Origin of the sequence: Mycobacterium sp. E1386 (assembly GCF_001672745.1) — a bacterium.
GTDB lineage: Bacteria > Actinomycetota > Actinomycetes > Mycobacteriales > Mycobacteriaceae > Mycobacterium.
Map to the genome: position 1 here is coordinate 1 of NZ_LZKH01000043.1, position 10,411 is coordinate 10,411.

Below are 10,411 nucleotides of genomic sequence, written 5' to 3' on the forward strand. Positions count from 1 at the left end.
GTTGGGCGCGCCATTCCTCGGCATCAATTGGGGCTATCCCGACGATCGGGTGCTGCCGGCGTCGTCGTCGGCGCGGGCCGTGAGCGACCGGGTCCGGCATGACTTCGGTGCCGAGTCGGAAACCAGGGTGCGGGTCGTCATCCCCCGCGCCGACGACGACGCCGGCAGCACCCGATCGTCGGGATAGCCCCATTTGATGCCGAGGAATGGCGCGCCCAACGCGAGCAGGAGGGCGATGATCGCCAGGCCGATCGGGACCGCGCGACGCATGGCCAGCTTGGCCGTTCGGTACCAAAAGGTGTGCTCGATGGTCGCCGGGGGTGCTTGCGGACGGCGAAAGATCTTGCGGCCCAAGTCCCAAACGTTGAGTGCGTCGAGCCGGTCGCCCAGTAAGACGATCACCGCGGGTGCGACCACCATCGCGGCCAGGGCCGCGAAAGCCACCACCGCGACGCCGGCATAGGCGAATGACCTCAGGAAGTACATCGGGAATATCACCAGGGCGGCCAGTGCGAGGGCCACCGTCAGGGCGGAGAACAGCACGGTGCGTCCGGCCGTGGCCATGGTGCGCGGGAGGGCTTCGGCGGGGGGCAGCCCGTCGGCCAGTTCGTCGCGGTAACGGCTGATGATCAGCAGCGTGTAGTCGATGCCCAGCGCCAGCGCCAACGCCACCGCCACGTTCACCGCGAAGATGGACACGTCGGCGACCAGCGCGACCGCGCGCAGCACCGCGAGCGAACCCAGGATCGCGAAGCCGCCGACGAGGATCGGCAGCGCCGCGGCCAGCAAGCCACCGAACACCCACACCAGCGCGGCGAAACTCAACGGGATCGCAACGGATTCCATTCGCAGCAGGTCATTTTGGGTCTGCCGGTTGAGCTCTTCGTAGGTGATCGCCATGCCTCCGGCTTGCACGGTCACGCCGTCGCGATCGCGCACCAGCCGGTCCGCGAGCTCCCGGGCATGCCTGGGTGCGCTGCCTTCCCCACCGTTGAGGGCGGCGACAATCAGCGCGGACTTGCCGTCGCCGCTGACCAACCCCGGCTGGGGCGCATCCCACGGCGACGCCACCTGCGCGACGAACGGCGACTGGGCCAGTTGCCGGACGATGTCCACGCCGACCGTCCTGGCGAGTCCTTGGGTGACGCCGCTCTGCGAGCGGACCAGCAGTGTCATCTCCATGTCGCCCTGATGGAACTTCTCAGCCAGAACCGCTGTGGCACGAGCGGATTCGGCCGTCTGGTCGAGAAATCCGCCGCCGGGCAGGGTGGCTGCGGCCGGGATACCGAAGACGGCGGCAAGAACCGCCAGGAACATCGCGCTTGCGATCACGCGTCGCGGAGCGGCGATGGCGATCAGGGCCAGTCGCGATAGCATGCGCATCCTCCGGGATGATTAGCTGTCGATCCCCCCGATCGGTCTGGGTCAAATCCTCTTTCCCCCCTTATCGCGCTTCATAAAGCGGGTACGACGTTAGGGCGGATCGGGTTCAAGGATTCGGCCAACGGATTTAAGTTAATTAAACGTTAACGAACTTAAAGATAGGACGAGCTGTGGTTATGCCCGCGTGGCGGTGAGGTATTCGGGCACGAACTCCGTGTCGCCGGGGCGATGGCGCCTCCTGACCGGCAGTCCCACCGCCCCGAGCAGCTCGGTGACGTTGCGCTGCACCGTCGTCCAACCGCGGGCGGTCAGATACTCCGGCACGTAATGGTATTGCCCCGGATGGGTCAGGCTGGCCAGGTCGACGTCCACCCCGTTCTGGCGCAAGCCATCCACAAACGACCGCTCCGCCTCCAGCTGCAACGGCGTCCAGATGGGCATGTGGTCGGCGGCGAACCGGCTGCCCGCGGCGCTCATCGCGGTGACGCCCTGCAGCACGTGGTCCTGCACGGCCGGAGTCAGATACCCGATCAGCAGCTGCTCGGCGATCCACGCCGCGGGCGCGGTGGCGTCGAAGCCGACCCGCCGCAGGGCGGCCGGCCAATCCTGGTGCAGGGCGACGCCAACGGCCCGCCGGCTCGCCGTCAGCTCGGCGCCCAGTTCGCGCAGCGCATCGGATTTGAAGTCGAGCACCTCGGGCCGGTCGATCTCGTAAACGGTTGTCCCCGGCGGCCACCACAGCCGGTACGGCCGGGTGTCCAGGCCCGACGCCAGGATCACCACCTGGCGAAGGCCCGCCCTGCCCGCGTCGGCGACGAACTCGTCGACGAACCGGGTGTGCGCCGCGCAGAAGTCCGGGAACCGCGGCCCGTCGGCGTCATCCGCGCCGAACCGGTCGTCGTCGATCATCCGCACGAAGTGGTCGACCCCGGCGGCCCGCACCAACGGTTCGGCGAACGGATCGTCCAGCGTCCCCTTGTTGGTGGCGATGGCCCGCGCGGCGGCCGCGAATGCCGCGGTCACCGCCACGCCCGTCGTCGCTGCCATGGGCGCTACACGCCGGACCGGCGCCGCAGGGCCAGGCCGGCGACCGCCCGCCAGCCGAGCAACAACAACGCGGTGACCGAGGCCGCCACCACCACGAAACTGGCCGCGACGCCGGCGGAACTGGCCTTGCGCAACACCATGCCGACGACGACGGTGCACAGCCAGACGACCACCCCGGTCGGCGCCACCTCGGTGGGGCGCCGCCAGGCGCGGGATGCCAGCCAACCCGCGACGGTTCCGGTGAGAAACGGCCACGCGGTCGCCGCGACGCCGGCGAGGTCGAGCCCTTCGTCGTGGCTGCGACGCCCGGCGGCGCAGAACACCAGCACACCGATGACATCCATGGCCAGCCACAGGAGCCGTCGCATGCAGCGAGAGTACCGGGCGCAACGCCGGGCTTGACCCTGCCGCCGGGCTGAACCTAGGTTCGTCGGCAATGAACGCACATTCACAAGGCCGCCTGGCCGTGGTGACCGGCGCCGGTTCGGGCATCGGCAAGGCGATCGCGCTGGCGTTCGCCGCACAGGGCGACCGGGTGATCGCCGCCGACCTCGACGAGGCCGCCGGCGCGGCCACCGCTCGGGAGCACCCCGGTCTGATCACCGCGCTGCCGGTGGACGTCGCCGACCCGGCCCAGGTCGATGCCCTGCGGGACGCGACGCACGGCGATGCCGGCGTGCCCGACATCGTCGTCAACGCCGCGGGATGGGATCGCACCGATCAATTCCTCAATGCCACACCGGAATTCGCCGCCAAGGTGGTGGCGATCAACTACCTGGGGCCGGTGCACATCTGCGCCGCGTTCCTGCCGGGAATGATCGAGACACACGCCGGCGGGCGCGTCGTCAACGTCGCCAGCGACGCGGGCCGGGTGGGAAGCGCCGGGGAATCCATCTACGCCGGCGCCAAGGGCGGGGTGATCGCGCTGACGAAGTCGCTGGCCCGGGAGATGGCCCGCCATCAGATCACGGTCAACTGCGTGTGCCCGGGCCCGACCGACACGCCGCTGTTCCACGCCCAGCCCGAGAAGCTGAAAGAAGCGCTGGTCAAAGCCATTCCGTTTCGCCGCCTGGCACGACCCGAGGAGGTCGCCGCGGCCGTGCAGTTCTTCGCGTCGCCCGCGGCGTCGTTCATCACCGGACAGGTGATCAGCGTCAGCGGTGGCCTGACGATGGCCGGTTAGTGGCAGGGTGGGTTCATGACTAACAAGAAGCCGCCGGCCTTCGACCGCGACGATCCGCTGGGCCTGGACGCCTCGCTGTCCGACGACGAGCTCGCGGTGCGCGCCACCGTCAGGGAGTTCTGTGCCGAGCACGTCCTGCCCTACGTCGCGGAGTGGTTCGAGATCGGCGACCTGCCGGTGCGCGAACTCGCCAAAGGATTCGGCCAGCTCGGCCTGCTGGGGATGCACCTGGAGGGGTACGGGTGCGGCGGGGCCTCCGCGGTGCACTACGGCCTGGCGTGCGTGGAGCTCGAGGCCGCCGACTCCGGACTGCGGTCGATGGTCTCCGTGCAGGGATCGCTGGCGATGTTCGCGATCTGGAACTTCGGGTCCGAGGAGCAAAAGCAGGAGTGGCTGCCCGGTATGGCGACCGGCGAACTGCTGGGGTGTTTCGGGCTGACCGAACCCGATGTGGGATCCGATCCCGCCGCGATGAAAACCCGTGCGCGACGCGACGGTTCCGATTGGGTCCTCAACGGCCGGAAGCTGTGGATCACCAACGGCTCGGTCGCCGACGTCGCGGTCGTGTGGGCCGCCACCGACGAGGGGATCCGCGGCTTCCTGGTGCCCACCAGGACACCGGGATTCACCGCCAACACCATCCACCACAAGCTGTCGCTGCGGGCCTCGATCACCAGCGAGCTGGTGCTCGACGACGTGCGGGTGCCCGCCGAGGCGATGCTGCCCGAGGCGAAGGGCCTGCGGGGGCCGCTGTCCTGTCTGTCCGAGGCGCGCTACGGAATCATCTGGGGTGCCATGGGCGCGGCGCGGTCGGCCTGGCAGGCCGCGCTCGACTACGCCACCCAGCGCACCCAGTTCGGGCGCCCGATCGCCGGATTCCAGTTGACCCAGGCAAAGCTCGTCGACATGGCGGTCGAGTTGCACAAGGGCCAGCTGCTCTCGCTGCAACTGGGCCGCCTCAAGGACAGCGTCGGGCTGCGTCCCGAGCAGGTCAGCTTCGGCAAGCTGAACAACACCCGGGAGGCCATCAAGATCTGCCGGACGGCTCGAACCATCCTGGGCGGCAACGGCATATCGCTCGAGTACCCGGTCATCCGGCACATGGTCAACCTGGAGTCGGTGCTCACCTACGAAGGCACCCCCGAGATGCATCAGCTCGTCCTGGGCCAGGCGTTCACCGGTAGCGACGCCTTCCGGTAACGGGGAAGACATGGCCGCACGGCTGGAGTACGCCGAAGAGCACCGGCAGTTCCGGGCGCTCGTCCGCGAGTTCGTGCAGCGGGTGGTGGTCCCGGCGCACGAGCGGGCCGAAACCCGCGGGCAGTGGGACCGCTCGCTGTTCCTCGAGGCGGGAAAGCTTGGGCTGCTCGGCTTTTCGGTGCCCGAGCAGCTCGGCGGCCCGGGGGTCAACGACTTTCGCTACAACGCGATCGTCATCGACGAACTGCAGCGGGCCGGCGCGGCGGCAGAGGCCATCGCGTTCACGCTGCAAAACGACGTGGTACTGCCCTATCTCACCGAGCTGACCACGCCCGAGCAACGACGGCGGTGGCTGCCCGGCGTGGTGACCGGCGAGACGGTGCTGGGCATCGCCATGACCGAACCCGGCACCGGCAGCGACCTCGCCGGGATCCGCACCGCGGCGGTCCGGGACGGCGACCACTACGTCGTCAACGGCGGCAAGACGTTCATCTCCAACGGCCAATGCGGCGACCTGTTCGTCGTCGCGGTGCGGACGTCACCCGATCGCCACAAAGGCCTGTCGCTGCTGGTGGTGGACGCCGACACCCCGGGCTTCTCCCGGGGCCGCAACCTGGACAAGATCGGCCTGCACGCCCAGGACACCAGCGAGCTGACGTTCACCGACATGCGGGTGCCGGTCGCCAATCTGCTCGGGGAAGAGGGCGCCGGCTTCTACCAACTGATGCAGAACCTGCCCCAGGAGCGCCTTGCGCTGGGGGTGGGGGCGGTGGCCGCCGCCGAGGCCATCCTGGGCGAGACGCTGGAGTACGTGCGCGGACGCCGGGCGTTCGGCACGCCGATCGCCGGCTTCCAGCACAGCCAATTCGTTCTCGCCGAGGTGGCGACCGAAATCGACGTCGCCCGAACCTATCTCGACGACTGCCTGGCCCAGCACCTCGCCGGCGAGCTGACCGCGGCGCGGGCCGCCCGGCTGAAATGGTGGACCACCGACCTGCAGGTGCGAACCGCCGACCGCTGCCTGCAGCTGCACGGCGGCTACGGCTACATGCGCGAGTACGCCGTGGCGCGCGCGTTCGTCGACGCCCGCATCCAGACGATCTACGGCGGGACCAACGAGATCATGAAGACGATCGTCGCCAAGGACCTGGGCATCTGATGGCCGTTGACTATGGCGCCCTGCCCGTCGAGGAGGCCGTCCGCGCGGCCCGGGCCAGCGCGCGGCGCCGCCAGGTGCTCGACGCCGCGGTCAAGGTGATGGGAAGGCACGGCTTCCACCAGATGTCCATGCAGGATCTGGCCGCCGAGGCCAAGGTCAGCGTCGGCCTAATCTACACCTACTTCGGCGGCAAGGAGGACCTGCTGCTGGCCACGATCGTGCGGATCCTCGACGTGTTCCGCGACCAGCTGGCGCCCGTGATGGCCGCCGCCGGCGACGACGTCGTCGACCAACTGGCCGCAGGCATCGGCCGCTACATCCAGATCGTGGACGAGAACCTCGACGGCGTGGTGCTGACCTATCGGGAGAGCCGGACACTGGCGCCGGCCGACCGGGCCAGGATCAAGGAACTCGAAATCGCTACCGCGGCACCCCTGCGCGCGGTCATCGAAGCCGGTATCGCCGCGGGCGTCTTCCGCGATGTCGACGTCGACCTCACCGTGTTCGACATCATGCTGCTCGCCCACGGCTGGGCGCTCAAGCACTGGCATTTCGGCCCGGCCTACACCCGCGACGAGTACATCCGGCTGCAGACCCGCCACCTGCTGCACGCATTGGTGCGCGACGACCGTCGCGCCGACTACGCACACGTGCTGGAATGAAGCCATGAGACTCACCGCGCTCCGTAACATGGCCGCCGCGTTCGCGCTGGGCGCCGTCGTCGTGGCGCCGGCCGCCGGCGCCGACCCCACCGTCGCGCTGCCCCCGATGACATCCAGCGGCGGTGGCCCGATCATCGGTGGCGGCACCAATGCCGGGATCGCGCAGCAGCTGTTCAGCTTCGGCACTCCCAACGTGCAGGAGGCCGACGGCTCGGACGCGGCGCAATTCATCACGGCCGCCGCCGCGAGCGCCAATCCCCAACTGGCCGCTCCCTTCTCGCTGATGCGCCGGGCGCTGGCATGCCAGACCAACAACGCCGGGTTCGGGGCGCGCGCCTACCGGCGCAGCGATGGGCAATGGGGTGGCGCGATGGTGGTCGCGGCCAAGAGCGCGACGCCCAACATGGACGGGCTGTCGGCCTGCGCCAAGACGAATTGGCGCAGGGCCACGGCCGGCGCGCAGAACTCGCTCTGCAACAGCGGCTGGAGCACGCCCAACACCTTCGAGAGCCGCCGCGGCGAGACTTATTACGTCCTGCTCGCCGGCACCTCCGACGACTTCTGCACCGCGGTCAACGGCAAGTTCAAGGACAACTCCAACGGGTGGCCGTTCTAGCCGCAACCCCGAAATGGGCTGCGCGAGTGGCTGTTCCGGATGTGGGCAGCGCCGAAGGGGCGCGCCTGCATCCATTGCGGCCGGCCGACCCCGGCCAGACTAAGGGTAGGATTACCATTCTCGAATATCTCCGCGGCCGCCATTGATCCGCCGGAAACTTCCATCCGATTGAATTCAATACATGTCACGCGGACACGCAACTTCCGGCGATGAGTTCGGCGCGCCGGTTTTCGAAATCCACTGTGGCAACGGAAAAGACGTCGTAGACTCCCGCCATCGGGTAATCGGGCGATCGGGCAAACAAGGGAAATTTCCATCCATGAACGGGGTTGGTGTTATGTCACGATTGACCGGCAAGATCATTCTCGCAGCGATGCTCGGATTCACCGTCTGCGCGGCTTCGGCTTGTACGACGCCGATAACAATCGATTGCGGTCCGTCCCTGACCTGCCAGTAACAGCAGGCCATATCCGCGACTTCGGCAAGGGATCGTCCACCCCCCAGGGCGGGCGATCCCTTGCCGTACCGCTGCGTTCACCCGGATTGTCCTGTGCGACAGCCGGATCTGCGGGCGCCCGTGCCGATCTGCGCCTCGCCGTGACGCCCGAGGTGTCCTAGTCGTACGGTGGACATGCGTTGCAAACAGCATGCGACCAGAACGACAAGGCCAATAAGGGGTAAGCATGTCGCGTCATCGCGTCGTCATCATCGGAAGCGGATTCGGCGGTTTGAACGCGGCCAAGGCCCTGAAGCGGGCCGACGTGGACGTCACGTTGATCTCGAGGACGACCACCCACCTTTTCCAGCCGCTGCTGTACCAGGTGGCCACCGGCATCCTGTCCGAAGGCGACATCGCCCCGACCACCCGGCTGATCCTGCGCCGACAGAAAAACGTCCGGGTGCTGTGGGGCGAGGTCAGCGGCATCGACCTGACGGCGAAGACCGTGACATCACACCTGATGGGCATGCAGACGGTGACGCCCTTCGACAGCCTGATCGTGGCCGCCGGCGCGCAGCAGTCCTATTTCGGCCACGACGAGTACGCCGCATTCGCGCCCGGCATGAAGAGCGTCGACGACGCCCTCGAGCTGCGGGCCCGCATCCTCGGCGCGTTCGAGGCCGCCGAGGTCGCCACCGACCCGGACGAGCGGCAACGCCGCCTGACGTTCGTGGTGGTCGGCGCCGGGCCGACCGGGGTCGAGCTGGCCGGCGAGATCGTCCAGCTCGCCGAGCGCACCCTGGCCGGGGCCTTCCGGACGATCACCCCCAGCGAATGCCGGGTCATCCTGCTCGACGCGGCGCCCGCGGTATTGCCGCCGATGGGTGAGAAGCTGGGCCTCAAGGCGCAACGCCGGCTGCAGAAGATGGACGTCGAGATCCAGCTCAACGCGATGGTGACCGCGGTCGACTACATGGGCATCACCGTCAAAGACGCCGACGGCAGCGAGCGCCGCATCGAATGCGCGTGCAAGGTGTGGGCCGCGGGCGTGCAGGCCAGCGGTCTGGGCAAAATGGTCGCCGAACAGTCCGACGGCACCGAGACGGACCGCGCCGGACGGGTCATCGTCGAACCCGACCTCACCGTCAAGGGGCACCCGTACGTGTTCGTCATCGGCGACCTGATGTCGGTCCCCGGCGTACCGGGCATGGCCCAGGGCGCGATCCAGGGCGCGAAATACGTCACCGATCTGATCAAGCAGGCGGTGAAGGGCCACGACGATCCGGCCAACCGCAAGCCGTTCAAGTACTTCGACAAGGGCAGCATGGCCCTGATCTCCCGGTACAGCGCCGTCGCGAAGGTCGGCAAGCTCGAGTTCGGCGGCTTCATCGCCTGGCTGGCCTGGCTGCTGCTGCACCTGTTGTATCTGGTCGGCTTCCGCAACCGCATCGCCGCCATGTTCTCCTGGGGCATCTCCTTCCTGGGCCGCACCCGCGGCCAGATGGCCATCACCAGCCAGATGATGTACGCCCGGCCGGTGGTGGACTGGGTGGAGCGGCAGGCCCAAGAGGGGACGCTGGCGGCGGCCGAACGCATCGAGGCCGCCGAGAAACAGGCCGGCTAGCTCTTCGGCTAGCTCAGAGCCTGGTCGATGTCGGCGATCAGGTCGTCGGTGCCCTCCAGCCCGACCGAGATCCGGACCACGCCGTCGCCGAGGCCGATGGCGGCGCGGCCCTCCGGGCCCATCGCCCGGTGGGTGGTGGTGGCGGGGTGTGTGACCAGGGATTTGGCGTCGCCCAGGTTGTTGGAGATGTCGATCAGCCGCAACTTGTCCAGCACCTCGAAGGCCCGTTGCTTGGCCTTGTCGTCGGGGCAGTCGAGGGCGAAGGTGATCACCGTGCCGCCGCCGGACATCTGCCGCTTGGCCAGCTCGTATTGCGGGTGCGACGGCAGATACGGGTAGCGGACCCAGCTCACCGCGGGATGGGTCTCCAGGAATTCTGCGATCCGGTGCGCCGAGGAGTTGCTGTGCTCGACCCGGATCGCCAGCGTCTCAAGGCCTTTCACCAACACCCAGGCGTTGAACGCGCTCAGCGCCGGTCCGGTGTGCCGCATCAGCTTCTGCACCGGGCCGTCGATGTACTCCTTGTCGCCGAGGATGGCGCCGCCCAGCACCCGGCCCTGACCGTCGATGTGCTTGGTGCCCGAGTACACCACCACGTCGACCCCGAGGGGAATGCCCTGCTGCAGCAGCGGGGTGGCGAAGACGTTGTCCAACACCACCTTTGCGCCTGCGGCGTGGGCGAGCTCGACCACCGCGGCGATGTCCACCAGCGACTGCATCGGGTTCGACGGCGTCTCGAAGAACACCGCCGCGGTGGGCACGGACAGCGCCTCCTCCCACTGCGCGAGGTCGTCGCCGTCCACGAAGACGGTCTCGACGCCCCAGCGCGGCAGGATCTCGTTGCACACCACGAAGCACGACCCGAACAGGCTGCGCGCCGCGACCAGCCGGTCCCCGGCGGCCAGCAGCGCGCCCAGCGCGGTGAACACCGCCGCCATTCCGCTCGCGGTACGGGAACCCGACCGTGACGATGTTCGAGGAGCGGTTGCGCCTGATCGAGGGCGCCCCCGCGGCGTTCGCCACCGCGAGCGGAATGGCGGCGGTGTTCACCGCGCTGGGCGCGCTGCTGGCCGCCGGGGACCGGCTGGTCGCGGCGCG

At 68.5% G+C, this 10,411-nt stretch carries 9 protein-coding genes and 2 pseudogenes; 7 read left to right on the forward strand and 4 right to left on the reverse strand.

Annotated features, from left to right (window positions below; all coding sequences use genetic code 11):
- Positions 1 to 144: 144 nt before the first annotated feature.
- From A5709_RS04560 to A5709_RS04570, 3 genes and pseudogenes are all read right to left on the reverse strand, one after another.
- Positions 145 to 1,377 (reverse strand): annotated as a pseudogene (locus A5709_RS04560) (MMPL family transporter); the annotation flags it as partial.
- Between the two features lie 180 nt (positions 1,378 to 1,557).
- Positions 1,558 to 2,430: an SAM-dependent methyltransferase gene (locus A5709_RS04565; protein WP_068012190.1), complete on the reverse strand. Its 873-nt coding sequence runs from the start codon at positions 2,428 to 2,430 to the stop codon at positions 1,558 to 1,560.
- Between the two features lie 5 nt (positions 2,431 to 2,435).
- Positions 2,436 to 2,798: a DUF3054 domain-containing protein gene (locus tag A5709_RS04570; RefSeq protein WP_197501093.1), complete on the reverse strand. Its 363-nt coding sequence runs from the start codon at positions 2,796 to 2,798 to the stop codon at positions 2,436 to 2,438.
- Positions 2,799 to 2,866: 68 nt separating this feature from the next.
- On the opposite strand from A5709_RS04570, the gene A5709_RS04575 reads away from it, so the two are divergent.
- The 6 genes from A5709_RS04575 (at position 2,867) to A5709_RS04600 (ending at position 9,313) form a co-directional block, all read left to right on the forward strand.
- On the forward strand, positions 2,867 to 3,613 hold the full coding sequence (locus A5709_RS04575; protein WP_067944369.1) for an SDR family NAD(P)-dependent oxidoreductase: 747 nt from the start codon (positions 2,867 to 2,869) through the stop codon (positions 3,611 to 3,613).
- Between the two features lie 15 nt (positions 3,614 to 3,628).
- The gene (locus A5709_RS04580; RefSeq protein WP_067944371.1) at positions 3,629 to 4,813 is read left to right on the forward strand and encodes an acyl-CoA dehydrogenase family protein; all 1,185 of its coding nucleotides are present in this window, start codon (positions 3,629 to 3,631) and stop codon (positions 4,811 to 4,813) included.
- Between the two features lie 10 nt (positions 4,814 to 4,823).
- Complete coding sequence (locus tag A5709_RS04585; protein ID WP_068012189.1) at positions 4,824 to 5,972, forward strand: acyl-CoA dehydrogenase family protein; 1,149 nt, start codon at positions 4,824 to 4,826, stop codon at positions 5,970 to 5,972.
- Positions 5,972 to 6,634, forward strand: coding sequence for a TetR/AcrR family transcriptional regulator (locus tag A5709_RS04590; RefSeq protein WP_068118275.1), 663 nt, complete (start codon positions 5,972 to 5,974; stop codon positions 6,632 to 6,634). Before A5709_RS04585 ends, A5709_RS04590 begins: the two co-directional genes overlap by 1 nt.
- Positions 6,635 to 6,638: 4 nt before the next feature.
- The gene (locus A5709_RS04595) at positions 6,639 to 7,250 is read left to right on the forward strand and encodes a hypothetical protein (RefSeq protein WP_067944379.1); all 612 of its coding nucleotides are present in this window, start codon (positions 6,639 to 6,641) and stop codon (positions 7,248 to 7,250) included.
- Positions 7,251 to 7,933: 683 nt separating this feature from the next.
- A complete protein-coding gene (locus A5709_RS04600; protein WP_068118278.1) occupies positions 7,934 to 9,313 on the forward strand; it encodes an NAD(P)/FAD-dependent oxidoreductase in 1,380 nt (459 codons plus the stop codon).
- 8 nt (positions 9,314 to 9,321) lie between these two features.
- Here A5709_RS04600 and A5709_RS04605 read toward each other — a convergent pair.
- Positions 9,322 to 10,263 (reverse strand): annotated as a pseudogene (locus tag A5709_RS04605) (O-succinylhomoserine sulfhydrylase); the annotation flags it as partial.
- A gap of 20 nt (positions 10,264 to 10,283) precedes the next feature.
- Between A5709_RS04605 and A5709_RS27190 the strand changes: the two are divergent.
- Positions 10,284 to 10,411, forward strand: a 128-nt coding sequence (locus A5709_RS27190) for a PLP-dependent transferase (RefSeq protein ID WP_369827253.1), incomplete at its 3' end; no start/stop codon positions are given.